This window comes from Sphingomonas sp. SFZ2018-12 (genome assembly GCF_022496715.1).
In the GTDB taxonomy this organism is placed as follows: domain Bacteria; phylum Pseudomonadota; class Alphaproteobacteria; order Sphingomonadales; family Sphingomonadaceae; genus Sphingomonas.
Genome location: NZ_WTFM01000001.1, coordinates 1,372,966 through 1,394,395 on the forward strand (window position 1 = coordinate 1,372,966; position 21,430 = coordinate 1,394,395).

Genomic DNA, 21,430 nt, shown 5'->3' on the forward strand with positions numbered 1-21,430 from the left:
GGCCGCGCAATCCGGGCGATCGCGCGACCCTTGATCCGGTGGATCTGTGACGAGGCCTAGAGCGCGCCCTGCAGCCACGCCTTGAGCGCGCTTTTCGGCTCGGCACCGACCTTGACCGCGCTCGGTTCGCCGTTCTTGAACAGGATCATCGTCGGGATCCCGCGCACGCCGTAGCGCCCGGGCGCGTCGGGATTGTCGTCGATGTTGAGCTTGGCGATCGTCACCTGCTCGCCCAGCTCGTCGGAAATTTCCTCCAGCGACGGGCCGATGATCTTGCACGGGCCGCACCATTCCGCCCAGAAATCGACGAGCACGGGCTTTTCGGCTTCGAGCACGTCGCTCTGGAAGCTGGCATCGGTCACGGCTTTGGTCGCCATATTCTGTCTCCTTGACTGTGCCCAACAATCTAGGCGGTGCGCCCGCGCGCCTCAAGCGCCGCCGCTCAACCTTAACTGCGCGGGGTCATAGCCGGGCTTGTGCCGAGCCAGCAGCGCAGCGGGCAGCGTGTGCAGGACGGGTCCGGACGTGTAGAGCAACGACGCCTCGATCGTGCGGCCGGGAAAGATCACCGCGAGTGCGGCGGCATAGGAGGCCATCTGGCGCAGATGATATTCGGGCACGTCGGCCAGGGTCGCCGGTGCGATGCGCCCGGTCTTGAAATCAACGACCTGCACCCGATCCTCCTCGACGCGCAACCGATCGACCGTACCGGAAATGACGAGGCCGTCGACGACCGCCGCGATCGGCGCCTCGGCGAGGGCGTCGATGCCGAACAGGCCGGCGAAGCGCGGGTCGTCGATTACCCTGAGTGCGTCATCGGCCAGCGCGGTCACCAGCGTCACGTCAGACGCCCCGGCGGCCTGCATCAGCCAGCGCAACGCCGCATCGCGGCGCGCGGCGGGTGAAACGGCGGGCAGCCGCTCGAACAGCCGATGGAGCAGCTGACCGCGAACCGCCGCCGCGCGCGCTTTCGGCGGAAGCGGGGGGTCGGCGATCGCGTCGTCGCCGATTGCCGAGGGCGCGAGCGGACGGGGCGGACGCGCTTCGGCGGGCGCGGGCGCGCGCAGCCAGTCGGGCAGATCGACCGCGTCATGCTGCGGTGGCCGCTCGGCCCGTGCAGCGCCCCCGCCAGCAGGCGTCACGCCGACCCCGGTAAAGTCCCGATCACCGCCGGCATCGGCTTCGGCGACGCCGAGTCGGTCGAAAGCGCGGGCGGCGGCGGCATACCAGCTTTGTTCAGGCGGGCTGCCATTCGCCTTGGGTCCTAGCGCACCGCCGATCACCAGCCAGCGTTCGGCGCGCGTCGCGGCCACGTAGAACAGCCGCCAATGCTCCTCCATCTCGCGCGCGTCGCTCGCATCGAGCAAAGTCTCCAGCGCGGCGCTGCGTTCGTCACGACGCGGCCGGATCAGGGGCAGCGCCGGTTCGCGATCGCCGAACACCGGCCAGTCGAGCAGGTCGCGCCGGTTGCGCGTCGGGTCGACCGTCGCATCGGCCAGGATGACCAGCGGCGCCTGCAGCCCCTTGGCACCGTGTGCGGTCATCACGCGGACCGCGCTCGCCGCCTGCGACGGGTCGCGCTTGATGTCGACATCGCCGCGATCGAACCAGTCGATGAAGCGTTGCAGCGACGGCGTCGCCAGCCGCTCGAAACCCAGCGCCGCGGTCAGCAGTTCCTCGATCGGGTCGCGCGCCTCCGCACCGAGCCGCCGGATCAGCTTGCGCCGCCCGTCGAGCGCGCCGCTCAGCAGGTCCTCCAGAAAACGATAGGGCGTGGTGAAATCGGCCTGCGCCAGCATCGCATAGAGCGGCGCCAGCCGGTCGTCCGGCTGCGTCGCGCGCAGGTGACGCCACAGGCTGCCGCGCTCGCGCACCGCGGCGGCCATCAGCTCGTCCTGGCTCCACCCGATCAGCGGCGAGACGAGCAGGCTGGCGAGCGACAGGTCGTCGTCGGGCTGGAGTGCGAAGCGGATCGCGGCGAGCAGATCCTGGACCGCCAGCGGTGCGTTGAGGCGCAGCCGGTCGACACCGGCCACCGGCACCCCGGCGGCATAGAGGCGGGCGACGATCAGCGCCGCCAGCTCGCCGCGCCGCTTGACCAGGATCATCACCTCCCCCGGCGTGATCCGACCCTGATCGATCCACGCGGCGACCTCGGTCGCGATCCGGGTCGCCATGCCGCGCGCGGCATCGTCGGCCCAGCCCTCGGCATCCTCGTCGCTGCCGCCTTCGATCACCGGTGCCCACAGGGTCACCCGCCCCGGCCCCGGCACGTTGCTGCCATGCGGCTCGACCGTGCTGTGCGCGCCCAGCGCATCGTCGGGCAGCTCCGCGATCGCGGCATCGACAAAGGTCAGGATTGGCTCGGTCGACCGGAAGCTGTCGGTGAGCGAAAGCGTCGTGAACGGCTGATCGGGTCCGGCGAGCCGTTCGAACATCCGGTGCGCGAGCGCGAAATTATAGGGGTCTGTGCCCTGAAAGCCGAAAATCGCCTGTTTATAGTCGCCGACGGTGAACAGCGTGCGCAGCCGGTCGCCTTTCGCGCCTTCACCGGCAAAGAACTCGTCGGCGATGCGGCGGACGATTTCCCATTGCGGCCAGTTGGTGTCCTGGGCCTCGTCGATCAGGATATGCTCGGTCACCTGGTCGAGCTTGTAGCGCACCCAGTCGCCGATGCCGGGCAGCGCGAGGAGCCTGGCGGTCTCGCGGATCAGGTCATTGAAATCGACCGCGCCGATGCGCCGCTTCGACGCCGCATAGGTTTCGGCATAAGCGCGTCCAGCGGTCAGCCCCTGCGCAAGCAGGTCCGCAAAGCCGGCACGGGCGCGCAGCCCGACCAGCTCGCCGCACCAGCCGTGAAAGCGCGTCGCCAGATCGGCATAGTCGGCGACCGGCGGCGCCTGCCCTTTGGCGAACGATCGGAGGTCCCCGTCCGCCTTTGCCCAGACAAGGTGCAGTTCGCCCAGTCCCGCGGCGCGCCCGCCCGGATCGCGGCTGAGCCATTGCGCGATCGCATCCGCCCGCGCCAGGCCGTTCTTGGTCCCCCACCCCGCGTTCATCGCCGCGACGGCGCGCAGCCCGGCAATGTCGCACGCGTCATCCGCGCACGCCGCAGCGATCGCCGCCTCGACATCGCCAGGGGGCAGATCGAGACAGTCGCGGACGAAGGGCTGAATCAATCCGGGCAGCCGCGCCATCGCGTCGGGGCGGGCGGCACAGGCGCGCAGAAAGGCCTCCGCCCGCCCCTCGCCCATGCGCAGGCTGAGCGCCCGTACCGCATCGAGCACGTCGGAACCGTGCAGCGATTCCTGCGCAACCAGCAGTTCCGCCAGCGCCTCGCGCGCCAGCACCTGTTCCTCACGCCCCTCAAGCGGGCGGAAGCCGGGAAGCAGGCCGGCCTCGAGCGGAAACGCGGCGAGCAGGCTCTGGCAAAAGCTGTGGATCGTCTGAATGCGGATGCCGCCGCCGGGCGCGTCGAGCACCCGCGCGAAGAGCGTGCGCGCGCGCGCCACCACAGCGGGATCGAGATGATTCTCGCCAAGCGCAAACAGCTCCTTGCGCAGATCGGGCTCGGGCATCCGCACCCAGCGCGCGAGCCGGCCATTGATCCGTCCGGCCATCTCGCTCGCACCCGCCTTCGTAAAGGTGAGGCACAAGACCGCAGCGGGGTCGACTCCGCGCAGCAACAGGCGATAGACGCGCGCGGTCAGCACCTGCGTCTTGCCGGTCCCCGCCGACGCCGACAGCCAGACATGGCCTTCCGGGTCGCTCGCGCGCGCCTGATCGCCCTTCAGCCTGGGCAGGAGGCTGCCGGCCTTACTCACGGCCCCACCATTCGTCGCGGCGCATCAGCTGGTCATAGTCGCCATAGGGCGCGTAGAGCGGGTTTAGCTTGGCGGTGAAGGGCGCGTCGCCGGTGAGCCATGCTGCGGTGGCCTCGATGAAATTGTGCGCAGCAATTTCGACAAAGCGGTTGGCAGGTATTGGATCCTTCCTCTTGGGATCGACGGGTGAGGCGACGAAGCCGAAACCGCCCTGGCGGTTGCGCGCCAGCGACCAGTATTCGAACGCGGTCGCGGTGCCCTGGATCCCCTCGAACCCGCCGCGCTCGGCGATCAGTCCGAGCAGTCCCAGCTGCAGGCTGAACCCCTCACGCACCGCGCGTGTCGAGGGCGGCTGGCCGGACTTGTAGTCCACGATCGCCAGCGTTCCGTCCGCATTGCGGTCGATCCGGTCATATTTGCCCTTGAGCGTGACGCCGGCGATCTCGATCCGCCCCTCCCGCTCGACATCGATCAGCTGCCTGCCGCCCGCGCGCAACTCGACCAGCTGGCTCGCAATCCAGTCGACCGCCTCCATCAGCCGCGGCTGCCACAGCGCGCGCATCAACGGGTGGGTGCGATCATCGCGCATCAGCGCCAGCGCGTGATCGGCCAGCCGCTCGGGGCGATCGCGATCCTCCCGCGCCCAGCGTTCAAACACGGCGTGGATCGCGGTGCCGCGCCATGCCGCACTCGCGTCCGCATCGACCGGGTCGAGGGGGGTCAGCTTGAGCATTCGCCGCGCATAGAAGGCGAAGGGGTCGGCCTTGAGCCGGTCGACCTCCGTCACCGAAATGATGCGCGGCCGCGCAGCGACGGGCGGACGGGGCGCGGGCTGCGCCGACGGCGCGTGCTCGCGCGGATTGTCGATGTCGGCGCACCACCGCGCCAGGTCATCGGCGGCGTGCAGCTGCTCGCCCGCCAGCGCCTGCAGGCGCAGCCAGAAGCGCGAAGCGATCGTCGGCGCGCTCGCGTCGCGCTCGGCCCGCGTCATCAACACGTCGCGCGCGCCCATTGCCCCGGCCAGATCATGCGCCGACAGCCCGATCCGCCGTTCAAGCCCCGGCAGGCCGAGTTCGCTGCGGATGCGCGGCGCCAGCCACGGGTCGGGGGCGGGCAATCCCGGCCAGACGCCCTCGTTCAATCCGCCCAGTACCATCAGGTCGGCGGTCTGCAGCCGCGCCTCCAGCAAGCCGTAGATGGCCAGGCGCGGATGCCCGCCCTGTGGCGGCCGGATCGCAATTTCATCCATCAGCGTGCGCAGCATCACGGGCAATGCCGCCGGAGCGATCCGGGCCGGGCCGTGCGCCGCGTTTGCCTCCAGCCCCGCGAGCAGGTCCGCCGCCGCCCGCCCCCCCTGTCGCGCCCAGGCGGCTTCGCCGGCCAACGCATCCGCCGACTCGCGCAGCACCGCGACCAGATCGACGAGCGGTGCGGCATCGCGGCCGAAGATCGCGGCGATCGGCCGTAGCAACGCCTGGGCATGCTTCCAGAACGCGATGGCGGGTCGACGACGATGCGCATCCGCGGCGTCGGGATCGGACAAATGCCGCGCGATGCCCTCAAGTCCCGCCGCCGGACGTGGCCCGCGCAGCGCCAGGTCGAGCGACCGCACGCCGTCCAACCATTCGATGCGCGCATCGCCCGATCGCACCAGCGGATGCTTGAGCAGCGCGAGCAAGGGCACCGGCGCGAATCCGGCGGCGGCGGCTTCCGCGATGGCGAGCAGCAAGGTGCCGGGCGCAAGCGTCGACAACGGCGCGCCCGCGCTGTCGTCGATCGCGATCCCCCAGCGGCGGCAATGCGCGGCGACGCGGATGGCGAGTGCGCGGTCCGGGGTCACCAGCGCGGCGGTCCGCCCCGGCGCCTCGAGCGCCTCGCGCAGCGCGATCGCGATCGCCTGCGCTTCCTCGGCGGGGGTCGCGACGGCGAGCATCGCGACGCCGGTCAACCGACGCTCGCGCGCCGGTACCTCGTTCCAGCCATAAGTGAACTGCGCGGGTGCCAGAGCGGTGGCGATCGCCTTGCCGCGCGCGGGTGCGGCATCATGGTCGCTGCCGTGCCGCCACGCCATCACCTCGCCGCGCGCCACCCCCATGCGATCGAGAAGGAGCTTCAGGTGAAACTGCGGGTGCGTTTCAATCGATGGCGGGCGCTTCCCGGTCACGGCGTCACGCGGGTACGGCCCGAGCGCATCCCACTGGTCGTCGGGCATGTCGGTCGCGACGCCCGGCAACACCACCAGCCCCTGCGGGAGTTCGGCGACGCGGCGGAGCAGCCGCGCGACGCTGGGGGCCGCGCTCGTCACGCCGGCGGCGCAGATGAAGCCCGCGGATGTCCCCGCGCGCCATCGGTCCGCAGCACGACGCATCAGCCGCGACCGTCGTTCGGCGAGGTCGATGCACCCCAGCCGCGCAAGCTCCGCCGGCCAGCGATCGAGCAGGATGCGAAACACCTCCAGCGCCCGCTGCCAATGCTCGGACGGCTGCTCCGCAAGCTCGAGCGCGGCGAGCGCGCGCGGCGTGACATCCTCGACCAGCAACTGGTCCAGGGTACGCGCAAGGTCGCCCGCCAGCCGCAGCGCCTCCGCGGCATCGACCGGTGCACCGGCTGCTGCGCGCTCGGCCTCGATCAGGCGCGACAGGATCAATCGGCGCGCGAGTGGATCGACCGCCGGCGGTACCGGGTCGGCGGCATCCGCGGGATCGAACATCGCGCCGGCGGCCTCGTCCAGCTCCGGATCGCCGATCGCAACGATGCGCGGCAGCAGCAGCCCGCTTCCGCTCGCGCGGACGAACGCATCCGTGATCGCCCGGCGGGCGCGATGGTTGGGAACCAGGATGGTGCCGCGGGCCAGGGCGAGTGGCTCGCCGCCATGCTGGCGGATCAACCCTGTCGCGAGCGCGTCGGCGAACGCGCGATGAACCGGGATGGTGTAGACGCGCAGGTGGGCGCGATCAGGCATCCGCGAGCAAGGCTTCGGTTTCGACGATTGCGCGCGGCGTGCCGACGTCGAACCACAATCCCTGATGCGGCAGGCCCCAGGCACGCCCGGCCTCAATCGCGCGCTGCCAGAACAGGTTGGTCGAAAACGGTCCCTCCGGCCAGTCCGCGATCACGCGCGGCGACAGGATCTGGACGCCGGTGAAGACGAACGGCGCGACACGTCCTGGCGCGCGGCGCCCCGTGATCCGGCCGAAGCTGTCGAGATGGAAATCGCCGCGCCCGCCATGGCTGTTGGCGCGAGCCAGCGGCACCATCAGCAGCAACGCGTCCATGCGGGCATCGTCCCAGTGCTGGGCCAGCAGCCGGATCGCGTCGATCGGCCCGTCGATCCACAGATTGTCGCTGTTGACGCACAGGAACGGGCGATCGCCGAGCAGCGCGCGCGCTTGAACCAGCCCGCCCCCGGTTTCCATCAGCTGCCGCCGCTCGTCCGAGATGACGATATCGATGCCCTTCACCCGGTGGTGCAGATGCGCTTCGAGCGTGTCGGCGAGATAATGGACGTTGACGACCGCCCTGCGCACGCCAGCCGCGCGCAGGCGGTCGAACACATGATCGATCAGCGCGCGACCGCCCACTTCGACCAGCGGCTTGGGGCGGGTCGCGGTGAGCGGGCGCATCCGCTTGCCCAGGCCCGCCGCCATCACCATCGCGATTTCAGGCACTGGCGCGTCCGGATTGGGGCGCAGCGCCAGCGTGTGCGCGGTCGTCATTCGCCGGCGATCACGATCGGGTCGCCGCGCCGGGCCGCGGGGATATTGGCATCGAACCAGGCGCGCACCGGTGCCAGTGCCGGATGCGCCAGATCGCGTTCCAGATAACGCCAGACGCGTGGGCAAAGCCCGGGATAACGCGGCTTGCCGTCACGTTTCCACAGCCGCGTGAAGATGCCGATGATCTTCGCATTCCGCTGCGCGCCCAGCACATGATAGGCGGCGTCGAACCCTTCACCCGCGCCCGTCGTGCGCCGATAGCGGTCGAGCATCTGCGCCTCGAGCTCGGGGGCGACGTCACGCCGCGCGTCCTGAAGCAGCGAGACGAGGTCATAAGCGGCGTGGCCGGTCAGCGCGTCCTGGAAATCGAGCAGGCCCAGCGTCTCGCGACCCTCGATCAGCATGATGTTCTCGGCATGATAGTCGCGCAGCACCGTGACCGGCGGCGCGGGCTCGACATGATCGAGCACCGCGTCCCACGCGGCGCGATAGGCCACGACATCGGGTTCGATCCCCACCGCCGGACAATACCATTCGGTGAGCAGCCCGGCCTCGCGCTGATATTCGGCACGATCATAGCCGCGCAACGGTGCCGCATCCTCGCGATGGAGCCGTACCAGCAGGTCGACCGCCTCGCCATAGAGCCGAAGCTCGCTCTCCGGCGCTGCATCGACGGTCTCGCGCATGCGGGCGTCGCCGAAATCCTCGATCAGCACCAGGCCGGCGACCGCGTCCTCGCCCAGGATCGCCGGCGCGGCGAACCCGCGATCGCCCAGCCAGCGCGCGATGGCCAGGAACGGGCGCGCGTCCTCATGCGGCGGCGGCGCATCCATCAGCACCGCGGAGCGCCCCGGCGCGACTGCGCGGAAATAGCGGCGAAACGACGCGTCGCCCGCCAGCGGCAGCAATTCGGCATCGCCCCAGCCGTTTGCCGCCAGAAATTCGGCGGCGGCGGGGGGTGGATTCATATCAGCGACCATCGCTGCCTCCATGCCTCCGGCACCATCGCTGTCAAGCGCCGCACGCCATCGCTTTCGATCAACAGGGTCAGCCGCAGGGCGTCCACCCAGGTCAGCTCGGGCAGGCGTTCGGGCCATTCGACGACCAGCAGCGAATCGTGGCGTGCCTCCCACAAGCCGAGCTCGACCGCTTCCTCTGCGTCCTCGATCCGGTACAGGTCGACATGCAGCACCGGAAACTGCACCTCGGGCGGCGCATAGGGCTGGACGATGGCGTAGCTCGGCGACGGTGCCTCGCCCTCTAGCCCGAGTTCGTTCAGCAGGCCGCGCGCGATGCTGGTCTTGCCCGCGCCCAGCGGTCCGCTGAGCGTGACGACGTCGCCCGGACGCGCGACGCGCGCGATCCGCGCGCCAAGCGCCAGCGAGTCCTCGATCGACCAGAGCAGGTTGGCGCTCATTTTCGCGGCAGCGTGGCGGTCAGGATGGTGCCGTGGCCCAGCTCGGACACCAGCGACAATTCCCCGCCATGAACTTCGATGAATTGCTTCGCGAGCGGCAGGTCGAGCCCGAGATGGCGATCGCCGGGCCGCGCCACCGCGGGCTGTGCGAAGCGATCGAATGCACGCGCCTGCGCGCTCGGGCTCATCCCCGCCCCGTCGTCGGACACGACCACGCGCGCGGCTTCACGCGTCCCGTCGACGTGCAGCAGCACGCGATTGCCCTCGTCCAGCGTGCAGAGCGCGTGGCGCAGCATATGCTCGATCGCCTGGCGCAGACGGCGCGGATCGCCCTGCACCGTGCCTGACGACCGCTGGACGTCGACGGCAAGTTCGATCCCGCGCTCCCGGGCCAGAGACACCAGATGCTCGGCCGCGGCGCGTGCGGTCGCATCCAGATCGACCGGCTGGACATCGAGCGCCGCCGCTTCGGTCGCAGTCAGGTCGAGCACATCGTCGACCAGGCCACCCAGGCGTTCGACCGATTCCAAAATGGCGCCGACATAGCTGCTCCCGGACTCGCTCAATTCGCCTGCATATCCGGCGTGCAGCATCTCCGCGAAACCCTTGATCGACGTGAGCGGGGTGCGCAGCTCATAGCTCATGTTCGCGACGAACGCGGTCTTCACCCGGTCCGCCGCCTCCAGCGCATCGTTGCGGTCGCGCAGCGCCTGTTCGATGCGCCGGCTGTCGGAAATGTCGATCATGGTCAGCAATGCGTTGCCGTCGGGCAGCGGCACGGCACCGAATTCATAGTGCCGGCCATCGGCAAAGGCGACGCGGCCGCCGCGCTGCTGGCGCTCGTTGGCGGCGGAGCGGACAAGGTCGGGGATCAGCGACGAGCGCGCCGGATTGGCGAGACGCGGCGCCACTTCCTCCGCCAACAGATCGACGCGGGGATGCGTGCTGAGGAAACTCTCCTCGAGCGCCCAGACCTGCCGGAACTTGGCGTTCCAGATCTGCAACCGGCCATCGGCGGAAAACACGCCCAGCGCCTCGAACAGATTGTCGAAGGTCGCGGTGCGCACCCGCAGCAGCGTGTCGCGCGCGCTCGCCAGCTGGACCTGTTCGGTGCGATCCTCGAAGATCATCAGCAAGCCGCCTTCGGGCAGCGGCTGCGCCACGACGCGCAAATGGACCGAACCCGGCAGGTGCCAATTTTCCTCGATTTCGTCCTGCGTCGCGTGGAACCATGCGCGGCGCTCGGCTTTCCAGCCCGGAAAGTCGCGGACTTCGGGCAGGCGGTTGGCCTCGCGCATCCGCTCCAGCACCCGGTCGAACTCCGGCCGGTCGGCGAGCCATTCGGGCCGCATCGCAAAGATGCGCTGGAAGGGCTGATTGCAGAAGACGAGCGTGCGGTCGGCACCGAACTGGGCGACCGCGGACGACAGCCGGTCGAGCATCGACCGCTGCGCATCGGCAAAACGCTTGATCCCCGCGCGCGCCTGTTCGAGCTCCTCGATATCGATCGCGTAGCCGGCGGTGCCGCCGTCGGGCATGGGCACGTCGTGAAAGCGCAGCATCCGGCGTGCCCCGCCGATCGTCGCGGGCAGCGCGGTCACCTGCGCGCGGCCGCTGTCGCGCGCTTCGGCCGCGTTGACGATCGGACCCAGATGTCCGGCGGTTTCGACCAGCTCGACCTGGCGCGCGATGACCCCGGCCGCGTCGGACATTTCGACCGCCTGGACATAGGCGCTGTTGACCATCGCGAGCCTGAGGTCGGGGCCGCGATACCACATCGGCATCGGCGCGGCTTCGATCAGCCCGGTCAGCGATTCGAACGCGGCACGCAGCCGGTCGGCCTCACTTTCGGCGCGGTCGAGCTCGGTCTGGATGTCGGTTGCGTCAAAGAACCAGACGATGACGGTGCCGGCCGGTCCCAGCGTTTCGGGCGCGCGATCGCCGATCGCGATCAACCGCCGTGCCGAACCCGGCGGGCGCAGCGCGAGCCGAAACGGCCGCGCGGCGCTTTGCGCCTCGATAATCGCCGCCACCAGCCGCGCACCGTCGGGAAACTCGGTTTCAGCGACCACGCCCGGTTCGTTGCGCAATTCCTCAAGCCGCTCCGGCGCACGGCCGAAGCCCAGCCGGTCGACGAGCGCGAGGGGCAAGGATACGCGCTGATCCGGATCGACGCGCATCGCCATCGCCGGCGAATGGCCGATCAGGGCGTGCGCGCGCTCGGCCTCGGCACGCTGAACCCGCGCGATGCGCGCGCCCTGGACGCTCCGGTAGAAGGCATAGCCCGCCAGCGCGACAAGGATCGCCAGGACCGCGCCGAGGACAAGGAGCGCAATCGGCTCAGCTATCGTCATTGAGGATGGGCCAGACACGCACGCATGGCCAACGGGTAGCCATCACTGCGCCCAAGCGAAACCCCCTTGATGCCGCGGGGCACCAAGGGGGCTGAAGCCACGCTGAGCGACCCGCCCGCTTGCGCGAGCGGATCACGTCAGCTTTCGCGAGCCGCGATCAGAACCGCGCCTGCGCGCCGATGAACGCGACGCGACCAATGCCGCTGACCGGATAGGCCGAGCTCGACAGATAGGGACGCGCATCGGTCAGGTTGTTGACACCGGCGTTGAGCGAGAACGACTCCGTCACGTCGTAATTGACCGCGACGTTATGGACGAAATACTCCCGCGCCAGACCCGCCGGACCGAATTCCCGGTCCACCCGTTCGATCTGCACAGCCGACGCCACGGCTTGCTCGCCGATATACTGGACGGTGTAATTGAAGCCGAGGCCCTTATAGCCATAGGTGAACGTGCCGAGCCCCGACCATTCCGGCGCGCCCGTTTCGCGCAGGCCCGGATTGACCAGCGTGGTGTCAATCGGATCGAAGAAACGATCGACCTTTTCGGTCCAGTTGCCGCTGACCCGCAAACCGAAATCATGGTCGCCGATGTCGAATTGATAGGCGGCGGTGAAGTCGATGCCCGAAGTCTCGATGCGTCCGAAGTTGATTTGGGTCTGGCGCAGGAAATTAAAGCCGAACGTCGTCGGCCCCGATCCGGGACCATTGCGACTGATCAGATCGCAGAACTGGTTCGGAAAGGTCGTGTTGTCATAGCACGTATTAACGATGTCCTGCGATGTCACCGCGGCGATCGCATCCTCGATTTCGATCGAGTAATAGTCCGCGGTCAGCGTCAGCCCGGGGATGAACCGTGGCTGGATCACGCCGCCCACCGTCCAGGTGGTTGCGGTTTCCTCGGACAGGTTGGGGTTGCCGCCACTCGTGCCCGAAAAGCGCGCGGTCAGCGGATCGCTGTAGCTTGCAATAAAGCTCGCGGCATTGGGGATGTTGAGCGCGGTTGCCGCGGCGATACAGTTGGCAAGGCGGTTCGGTGTCGCGTTCTGGTTGAGCACATCGCACGGATCCGAAGGACGGAACGTCGCGCCCTGCGCGGGTTCAAACAGTTCCGCGATGTTCGGGGCACGGATTGCGCGCGCATACGTGCCACGGAACCGGATATCCTGGACCGGCGCCCACACGCCGTTGACGTTCCAGGTGAACGCGCCACCGACCGTGGAGTAATCGGCATAGCGCCCGGCGGCGCCGAGCGTCAGCTCGTAGAAAAAGGGCGTGTCCTTGAGGATCGGCAGCGAGATTTCGCCGAACACTTCCTTCACGTCGAACGACCCGCCGGTATTGAACGTGCGGGTCTGTGCGTCGAAAACCAGCTGCTGGTTGTCCGAGACGTCGCCGATGAAGGTGCCGGCGGGACCGGCGGGCGACCCTTCCGGCAGCAGGCCAAGCTCGAGATCGCTGAACCGCGAACTCGAACGCTCCTCGCGATATTCGCCGCCGACCGCGAATTTGACCGCGCCGCCGGGCAGATTGAAGAACCCGCCGGTATCGCCCGTGATGATCCCGTTGACGACGAACTGCTGGAGCACGAACCGATTGGTGGTCGGCGTCGTAATGAACGCGACCGCTTCGGGGCTCAGCGAGTTTTCCCCCGCCAGGATGTTGCCCGGGCGGCACTGGCCGTCACCGGGGCGGAAGGTGAAGAAGCCGGGCGCGATCACGGGAAACACTTCGCTGCCCGGATGCGGCACGGAGCTGATGTCCGAACGGCAGATCGGCTGCCCATTGGGACCAGTGACCACGTCGATCGATGCGAACAGGCGGTCATAACGCACGCGGTTGGACTGGGTGACCGAACTCTCGGTCCGGCCGTAATTGCCCGAAACCTCATAGTTCAAATGGCTGTCGATCGCGCCGCGCACGCCGCCGACGATGCGATAGGTATCGCGATTGGCCTCCTGCGTGTTCGGACCGAGATCGAGGAAGTCGCGGCTGATCCGCAGACCGCCCGCGTCATCCGCATCGGCCTGAAGCACATCCGGGATGAAGGGGTTGTCGGGGAAGATCAGCAGGCTGTCATAGAAGGTGTTGTAATTGTTGCGCGACAGCGTGTTGTTGCGGGCATATTTCGCGTCGACGAAGACTTCTGCGGCGGGCGAAAATTCGTAGTTGGCGCGCAGATTGGCATAGATGCGCTCGCTCCGGGGAATGAGCGACGTCTGGTTCGTCCGCTCCACCGCGCCATCGCCGCCGAACTGGTTCTGGCTGGTCGAAATGACGCCGTCCTCGAAAATCTTGACGCCGCCACCCGGCGTCGAGATGTAGCAGCCGCCGCCGCCGAAGCCCGTCAGGCCGATATAGCTTTCTTCGCAGTCGTTGACGCCGTTATTGTTGATGTCCGCGTTGAAGAACCCAAAATCATTGCGGAAGATCAACCCCGAGCCGGAGCTGATCGCGAACCGGGGATCGGCACCGATCACGAACAGTGGCGCGTTGGCCGCACGGTCGATCAGGGCCTGTTCGGCCGCGGTCGGCGTCCGCCCAGGGAAGAAGGTCGAGAATTGCTGGGCGGTCGGAATCGCGAAACCGATCGGGAAACGGCCGGCAGCGTTCGAGAACCGCTGGGCGAAGTTCGGCGTTGCGGCCGCGCTGATGTCCCCGCGCTGGAAACGGCGCAGCGGATTGGCGTAGGTGGTGCTGTTGTTGCCACGTCCGTTGTCACGCGTGAACGGACGATCGCCCAGCAGCACTTCCTGATCATTGGTGTAGCCTGCGGACAAGGTGATGTTGCCGCGGCCGCCGCCGAAGTTGCGCCCGTAAGTCCCATCGATCGATTGCGACGAGCCATTGCCCGACGTCGCAATGCTCGACCGGCCATTGAGCTGAAAACCCTCGAAATCCTTGCGCAGGATATAGTTGACCACGCCGGTAACGGCGTCGGCACCATAGACGGCCGACGCGCCGCCCGTCAGCACTTCGACGCTCTGGATCAGCGCGGTCGGAATGGTCGACACGTCGACCGTCTGCGCGCCCGCAACGCCCGACACGTGGCGATACCCATCGACCAGAACCAGCGTGCGGTTGGATCCGAGCTGGCGGAGATTGAGGGTTGCCTGGCCAATACCGACATCCGCATCGCCGCGTTCGATCGAGTCCGCCACCGTCGTGGACGCCAAAAGGGCCGGAATCTGGCGAAGCGCCTGGCTCGCGTCAGTCGCACCGGTCGCCAAAATGTCAGCCGACGACACGGCGCTTACCGGCGCGGGTCCGGTGGCATTCGGATCGCGAGTCAGGCGCGATCCGGTGACGACGATGTCTTCTCCGCTCGCTTCCGCTTGACCGGTGGGCGCATCGACCGGCGCCGAATCCTGGGCGAACGCCGCCGTCGACAGGACAAGCGAAAGGCCGCTGCCGATCATCAGACCAGCGCGCCCGGCAATGTGATTGAAACGCATTAGGAAATCCCCGCTTAACAATAAGTTGCCTGTCATCAGGATCAGGCGACCAGCCGGGGCTCCTCCAACCCCGGACTTATTGCGCGGGTCGAGCCTATCCAGGCTCGTCCGCCGCGCAAGTTGTGCAGCGCGGAAATGATGCCTCAGGATCAGCCAATGTCAACTTAGTGTTACGAAAAAACCGGCTCCGGCGTAATGTTGTGACAAAAATGGTGCGCAAAGGCAGCGGCCGGTCACGGCAAGGCATCGCAAGCCCGTTCGCCGCAGACAAAAAGAGAGCGCCGCGAACGGCGCTCTCCCGAAACATCACTGGCAACAAATCCCGATCAATAGCGGTAATGATCCGGCTTGAACGGGCCCTCGACCGGCACGCCGATGTAGCTCGCCTGCTTCTCGGTCAGCTTGGACAGCTTGACGCCCAGCTTTTCGAGGTGGAGCGCGGCGACCTTCTCATCGAGATGCTTGGGCAGGACGTACACCTCGTTCTGGTATGCGCTGGTGTTGGTCCACAGCTCGATCTGCGCCAGCACTTGGTTGGTGAAGCTCGACGACATGACGAAGCTGGGATGACCCGTCGCATTGCCCAGATTGACCAGGCGGCCCTTGGACAGAACGATGATCTTCTTGCCGTCGGGGAACTCGACCTCGTCGACCTGCGGCTTGATCTCGGTCCACTTGTAGTTGTTGAGCGCCGCGATCTGGATCTCGCTGTCGAAATGGCCGATGTTGCACACGATCGCCATGTTCTTCATGTCGCGCATGTGATCGAGCGTGATGACGTCGGCATTGCCCGTCGCGGTCACGAAGATGTCGGCGCGCTTGGCCGCTTCCTCCATCGTCACGACCTCATAGCCCTCCATCGCCGCCTGCAGCGCGCAGATCGGATCGACTTCGGTGACGATGACGCGCGCGCCGCCGTTGCGCAGCGACGCGGCCGAACCCTTGCCGACATCTCCGAAGCCGGCGACGACCGCGACCTTGCCGGCGAGCATCACGTCGGTCGCGCGGCGGATCGCATCGACCAGCGATTCCTTGCAGCCATAAAGATTGTCGAACTTCGACTTGGTCACGCTGTCGTTGACGTTGATCGCCGGGAAGGGAAGCTTGCCCTTCTTGGCGAGTTCATACAGGCGGTGGACACCGGTGGTGGTCTCTTCCGACACGCCCTTGATGCTCTGGACGGTCTTGGTGAGGTAGCCCGGACGCTCGGCCAGGAAACGCTTGAGCGTGGCGACGAAGATTTCCTCTTCCTCGTTGCCGGGCACGAACAGTTCCTCGCCCGCTTCGACCCGCGCGCCCCACAGCGCGAACATCGTCGCGTCGCCGCCATCGTCAAGGATCATGTTGCAGGTCGTGTCCTGGCCCCAGTCGAAGATGCGCACGACATAGTCCCAATATTCCTCCAGCGTCTCGCCCTTGACGGCGAACACCGGAATGCCGCGCGCGGCGATCGCGGCAGCCGCGTGGTCCTGCGTCGAATAGATGTTGCACGACGCCCAGCGGATTTCGGCGCCCAGCTCGATCAGCGTCTCGATCAGCACCGCGGTCTGGATCGTCATGTGCAGCGACCCGGTGATGCGCGCGCCCTTCAGCGGCTTGGTCGCGCCGAATTCGTCGCGCAGCGCCATCAGGCCGGGCATTTCGGTCTCGGCGATCTCGATCTCCTTGCGGCCGAAAGCGGCAAGTTCGATGTCCTTGATCACATAATCCTGGGCGGGGGCGAGCGTCGCGGTGGCCACGTCAAATCTCCTGGGCAAGTTGGGTGCCGTCGCGGGCGATGCGCCCGCGCGATCCTGCCCGCGCCTTTACCGGCAAGCCCGGTGCAACGCAAATGCTATATAAAGATATCTTTATATGCGGTCCTGAAGCGATCAGGCGCGCCCGGCGCTGCTCGCCAGCAGCCGGGGATCGATGCCCGCGCCCGAAAATGCCCGCTCCCAACGCGACCGGGCCGGGATGTCATAGAGCAGCGCCAGCTCGCCGGGCGTGCTGAACCAGCCGTGTCGGGTCATTTCGCCGTCCAGCTGCCCCTCGCCCCACCCTGCATAGCCCAGCGCGACCAGCCAGCGCGACGGCCCGGTGCCCTCCGCAATGGCGCGCAGCACGTCGATCGTGCCCGACAGGTTCCAGCGCCCGGCGACCTCGATCGTGTCCTGTCCGCCCCAGTCGGTCGAATGGAGCACGAAACCGCGCATCGGCTCGACGGGGCCGCCGGCATGAACCGGGGCATCGGGCGCATCGCCGGGCGCGATATCGAACTGACCCAGCAGCTCGTGCAGCCCCAGCCCCTCGATCTCGCTGCCGATGCCGATGCCGAGCGCGCCATTTTCATCATGCGCGCACATCGCGATGACCGAACGCTCGAAACGCGGATCGCCGATCCCGGGCATCGCAAGCAGGAACTGGCCGGTCAGGAACGCAGGCGTCGACATGGTTTACAGCATAACGTCGATCGCCGCCCGCGACCATGCTTGAAAACCGGCGCGTTCGGCACAACTAGGCGCTGCAGGCGTTGATGTTGATGCACGCCACCGAGGGAGAATGACATGACGATCCAAGTGGGCGACCGCCTGCCCAAGACCACGCTGATCCGCGTGACTGACCAGGGCCCCGACGCGACCGACAGCGAGAGCTACTTCGCGGGCCGCCGCGTAGCGCTGTTTTCGGTGCCGGGTGCCTTTACGCCGACCTGCTCGGCCAAGCACCTGCCCGGGTTCGTCGAGCATGCCGACGCCATCCTGGCCAAGGGGATCGACGAAATCGCCTGCACCGCCGTCAACGACGCCTTTGTCATGGCGGCGTGGGGCAAGGCGTCGGGCGTCAACGACAAGGTGACGATGCTGGCCGACGGCAATGGCGAATTCGCCGTCGCCACCGGGCTCAGCATGGACGGCAGCAAGTTCGGCATGGGCACACGCGGCCAGCGTTACACGATGGTGGTCAATGACGGCGTCGTCGAGCATCTGTTCGTCGAGACACCAGGCGAATTCAAGGTCAGCAGCGCCGAATATCTGCTCGACCGGTTGTGAGCCCTCCCGGCCCCGGCGGCGCCGATGCGCGTCCGGGGCCGGCTGACTTGCCAGCGTAACGACACCGTCCTAACCACGGTCGATGACTCAAGCAGCTGCAATCGTCGCGGAGCTCGACCGGCTCTATCGCGCCTCCGTGTCCCGCCTCCAGGAGGCACTTGAACGCTATCTGGCGGACCGCACCCCGCCGCCGGTCGCGATGCGCGGCGATGGCAGCTTCGCCTATCCCGAGATCCGGCTGCGCTATGCCGGCGGGCCGGACCGGCCCGCACCGCTCCGGTCGTTCGGACGGCTGGTCACCGCGGGCGAATATCGCATCAGCGTGACCAAGCCCGCCATTTTCGCCGACTATCTGACCGAACAGCTCGAACTGCTGATCGAGGATTATGATGTCGTGGTCGACGCGGTGCCGGGGCGGCAGGAAATCCCGTTTCCCTATGTGCTCGATCCCGGCCATGCGCTGAGCCTCGACGAGGTCTCCGCCTCCGAGCTGGCGCGCCATTTCCCGGCGACCGAGCTCGCCCATATCGGCGACGAGATCGCGGATGGCGTCTGGTCCGATCATGAAGGCGTGCGGCCGCTCGCGCTGTTCGACGGCCTGCGCACCGACTTCTCGCTCGCGCGCCTGCGCCATTACACCGGCACCCCGCCCGAGCACGTCCAGCGTTACGTGCTGTTTACCAACTATCACCGCTATGTCGACGAATTCGTCCGCTGGGGGTGCCAGCAGCTCGAGGGCGACGGGCCGTACACCGCGCTGTCGGGCGCGGGCGGCGTCGTCATCCGCGCGGGCGACGATCCCGAACGGCTGGTGACCGACAGCGCATGGCGGCGGCACCAGATGCCCGCCTATCACCTCATCGCGCCCAATCGCGCGGGCATCACGCTGGTCAATATCGGTGTGGGCCCAAGCAACGCGAAGACGATCTGCGATCACCTGGCGGTGATGCGGCCCGAGGCGTGGCTGATGATCGGCCATTGCGGCGGCCTGCGCCCTAGCCAGCGGATCGGCGATTATGTGCTCGCGCACGCCTATCTGCGCGACGATCACGTGCTCGACGACGTGCTGCCCCCGGAAATCCCGGTGCCCGCGATCGCCGAAGTGCAACAGGCGCTGGCCCGCGCGGCGGAAACGGTGAGCGGCCAGTCGGGCGAGGAGCTGAAGCGGCGGCTGCGCACCGGCACGATCGTCACCACCGACGATCGCAACTGGGAGCTGCGCTATTCGCAGTCGGCGCTACGCTTTTCCCTGAGCCGCGCGGTCGGGATCGACATGGAGTCCGCGACGATCGCCGCCCAGGGCTATCGTTTCCGCGTGCCCTACGGCACATTGCTGTGCGTTTCGGACAAGCCGCTGCACGGCGAATTGAAGCTGCCTGGGCAGGCCAACAAATTCTACGAACGCGCGATCAACGAACATATGCGCATCGGCATCGCCACCGTCGAGGAATTGATCCGCGAAGGCCCCCGCCTCCACAGCCGCAAGCTCCGCGCGTTCAACGAGCCGCCGTTTCGGTGAGTTGAGGGGCGTGTGTGTCCTTCGATACGCGCCTTCGGCTTCGCTCAGTCGCTACTCGGTATGAGCGGTTGGGCGTAAGACAATTCTCGGTTGCCCATCTTTATCCGCTCATCCTGAGTAGGGGCTGAGCCTGGCGAAGACCCGTATCGAAGGACCCACGCAACATGCGTCGCCCCGGCGCAGGCCGGGGCCGCTCACCGTCGGAGCACCCCCTTAGCCACCGGCCCCGGCCTACGCCGGGGCGACGGACCTTACCACCCGGTCGGCTTCCCCTTGTTCTGCTCGTCCAGCCACGCCTTCAGCGGCGCGAAATACTCGACCATCGCCTTGCCCGACATTTCCCGGCTCCCGGTGAACGCCTCGAGCGCGTCCGGCCAGGGCTTTGACTTGCCGAGTTCCAGCATCGCGTTCAGCTTCGCGCCGACTTCCTTGTTGCCATAGAAGGAACAGCGGTGGAGCGGGCCCTGCCAGCCCGCCTGGTCGCACGCCGCCTTGTAGAACTGGAACTGCAGCAGCCGCGCCAGGAAGTAGCGGGTATAGGGCACGTGCGCCGGGATGTGATATTTCGCACCCGCGTCAAACCGCGTCTCGTCGCGCGCGACCGGCGGGGCGACGCCCTGATATTGCAGGCGCAGCGCATCCCACGCGCCCTGATAGCCGGTTGCCGGGATCTGTCCCGCGAACACGCCCCAGCGCCATTTATCGATCAGCAGCCCGAACGGCAGGAATGCGACCTTGTCCATCGCCTGGCGCAGCAGCAGGCCGATATCCTTGTCCGCGCTCGGCACCTTCGCCTGGTCGAGCAGCCCGATGCTGACCAGATAGTCGGGGGTGATCGACAGCGCGACGAAGTCGCCGATCGCTTCGTGGAAGCCGTCATTGGCCCCGTCGCGATAGAGCAGCGACTGGCCCTTATAGGCGCGCTGATAGTAATTATGGCCGAGCTCGTGGTGAATGACGACGAAATCGTCGGCGTTCACCTTGATGCACATCTTGATGCGGATGTCGTCCTTGTCGTCCAGGTCCCACGCCGAGGCATGACACTGCACTTCGCGGTCCTGCGGCTTCACGAATTGCGACCGCGTCCAGAAGGTTTCCGGCAGCGGATCGAAACCGAGCGACGAATAGAAGCCCTCGCCCACCTTCACCATCTTGATCGGGTCATAGCCCTTGGCGGTCAGCAGCTCGGTGACGTCATAGCCGACATCGCCCGCCCCCGACGGCGCGACCAGTTCGTAGATGTTGCCCCATTCCTGCGCCCACATATTGCCGAGCAGGTCGGCGCGGATCGGCCCGGTCCTGGGCTGGACCGCGTCGCCATATTTCTCGTTGAGCTTCCAGCGGACATAGGTGTGCAGCGACTGGTAGAGCGGCTTCACCTCGTTCCACAGCTTGTCGGTCAGCTTGGCGAACTCCTCGGGCGGCATGTCGTAGTTCGACCGCCACATCGTGCCGACGTCCTTGAAGCCCAGCTCGCGCGCGCCCTCGTTGCTGATGCCGATGGTACGGGCATAATCCTGGCGGATCGGCGCGCCGACATTGTCGTGCCAGCTGACCCACATTTCCTTCAGACGATCGGGATCGCGCTCGGTGCCCATCGCGGCTTCGATGTCGCTGCCGCTGATCGGCTGGCCATTCAGCGTGCCCTTGCCCTTGCCATAGGTCGACGACATCCGCGTCGAGATCGTCGCCAGTGTCGCCGCCGCCCCTTCGCGGGTCGGCGCGGGGAGCGTCAGGCCGCTGCGCATGAAATTGAGCTTGCGCAGCGTGTCGGGCGACAGCGCGGTCGCCCTGGCGAACTTGGCGGACTCGATCGCATAATCGACCGACTTCTGCGTGCCCTCCGCCGAGACCTGCGCGACAAGCGCGTCGGTATCGTCGGTGATATAGGTCGCGTTGATCCACGCGACCTTGGCCGCGGTCTGGTTGAATTCGTACAGGTCGGCCTCGACTTTGGCGACGAAGGCATCGGCGGCCGCGGCGTTCGGCGCGGACTGGGCAAAAGCGGCCGGCGCGAGCATGGTCGACAGGGCGAGCGCGGAGATACCGGTGCGGAGCATTGAAATTCCCGACAAATGATTTGATGCGTCAAAGACTGGCGGATCGACCGCCCCGCG

Annotated in this window: 13 protein-coding genes; 2 read left to right on the forward strand and 11 right to left on the reverse strand. The window is 67.3% G+C overall.

Annotated elements, in window-relative coordinates:
• Positions 1 to 56: 56 nt before the first annotated feature.
• The 10 genes from trxA to GO308_RS06420 form a co-directional block, all read right to left on the reverse strand.
• A complete protein-coding gene (gene trxA, locus GO308_RS06375) occupies positions 57 to 377 on the reverse strand; it encodes a thioredoxin (RefSeq protein WP_066479555.1) in 321 nt (106 codons plus the stop codon).
• 51 nt (positions 378 to 428) lie between these two features.
• Entirely contained in the window at positions 429 to 3,824 is a 3,396-nt protein-coding gene (gene addA / locus GO308_RS06380; protein WP_240884644.1) for a double-strand break repair helicase AddA, read from the reverse strand.
• Positions 3,817 to 6,786 (reverse strand): double-strand break repair protein AddB, encoded by a 2,970-nt coding sequence (addB, locus tag GO308_RS06385; protein ID WP_240884645.1) that lies wholly within the window; start codon positions 6,784 to 6,786, stop codon positions 3,817 to 3,819. The genes addA and addB overlap by 8 nt, the downstream gene beginning before the upstream one ends.
• Positions 6,779 to 7,540, reverse strand: a complete 762-nt coding sequence (locus GO308_RS06390; RefSeq protein WP_240884646.1) for a nucleotidyltransferase family protein — start codon at positions 7,538 to 7,540, stop codon at positions 6,779 to 6,781. Before GO308_RS06390 ends, addB begins: the two co-directional genes overlap by 8 nt.
• Positions 7,537 to 8,520, reverse strand: a complete 984-nt coding sequence (locus tag GO308_RS06395) for a phosphotransferase (protein ID WP_240884647.1) — start codon at positions 8,518 to 8,520, stop codon at positions 7,537 to 7,539. Before GO308_RS06395 ends, GO308_RS06390 begins: the two co-directional genes overlap by 4 nt.
• Entirely contained in the window at positions 8,505 to 8,957 is a 453-nt protein-coding gene (tsaE, locus tag GO308_RS06400) for a tRNA (adenosine(37)-N6)-threonylcarbamoyltransferase complex ATPase subunit type 1 TsaE (RefSeq protein ID WP_066674220.1), read from the reverse strand. Before tsaE ends, GO308_RS06395 begins: the two co-directional genes overlap by 16 nt.
• Positions 8,954 to 11,311: a PAS domain-containing sensor histidine kinase gene (locus tag GO308_RS06405; RefSeq protein ID WP_240884649.1), complete on the reverse strand. Its 2,358-nt coding sequence runs from the start codon at positions 11,309 to 11,311 to the stop codon at positions 8,954 to 8,956. The genes tsaE and GO308_RS06405 overlap by 4 nt, the downstream gene beginning before the upstream one ends.
• 157 nt (positions 11,312 to 11,468) lie before the next feature.
• The gene (locus GO308_RS06410; protein ID WP_240884651.1) at positions 11,469 to 14,765 is read right to left on the reverse strand and encodes a TonB-dependent receptor; all 3,297 of its coding nucleotides are present in this window, start codon (positions 14,763 to 14,765) and stop codon (positions 11,469 to 11,471) included.
• Between the two features lie 326 nt (positions 14,766 to 15,091).
• Positions 15,092 to 16,504 (reverse strand): adenosylhomocysteinase, encoded by a 1,413-nt coding sequence (gene ahcY / locus GO308_RS06415; protein WP_240884653.1) that lies wholly within the window; start codon positions 16,502 to 16,504, stop codon positions 15,092 to 15,094.
• A 132-nt stretch (positions 16,505 to 16,636) separates the two neighbouring features.
• The gene (locus GO308_RS06420; RefSeq protein WP_240884654.1) at positions 16,637 to 17,197 is read right to left on the reverse strand and encodes a YqgE/AlgH family protein; all 561 of its coding nucleotides are present in this window, start codon (positions 17,195 to 17,197) and stop codon (positions 16,637 to 16,639) included.
• 114 nt (positions 17,198 to 17,311) lie between these two features.
• Here GO308_RS06420 and GO308_RS06425 point away from each other — a divergent pair, with 114 nt between their 5' ends.
• Both GO308_RS06425 and GO308_RS06430 read left to right on the forward strand, forming a co-directional pair.
• On the forward strand, positions 17,312 to 17,794 hold the full coding sequence (locus GO308_RS06425; protein WP_240884655.1) for a peroxiredoxin: 483 nt from the start codon (positions 17,312 to 17,314) through the stop codon (positions 17,792 to 17,794).
• 82 nt (positions 17,795 to 17,876) lie between these two features.
• Positions 17,877 to 19,313: an AMP nucleosidase gene (locus GO308_RS06430; protein ID WP_066479586.1), complete on the forward strand. Its 1,437-nt coding sequence runs from the start codon at positions 17,877 to 17,879 to the stop codon at positions 19,311 to 19,313.
• A 251-nt stretch (positions 19,314 to 19,564) separates the two neighbouring features.
• Here GO308_RS06430 and GO308_RS06435 read toward each other — a convergent pair whose 3' ends face one another.
• Complete coding sequence (locus GO308_RS06435) at positions 19,565 to 21,373, reverse strand: M2 family metallopeptidase (RefSeq protein ID WP_240884657.1); 1,809 nt, start codon at positions 21,371 to 21,373, stop codon at positions 19,565 to 19,567.
• Between the last annotated feature and the right edge of the window lie 57 nt (positions 21,374 to 21,430).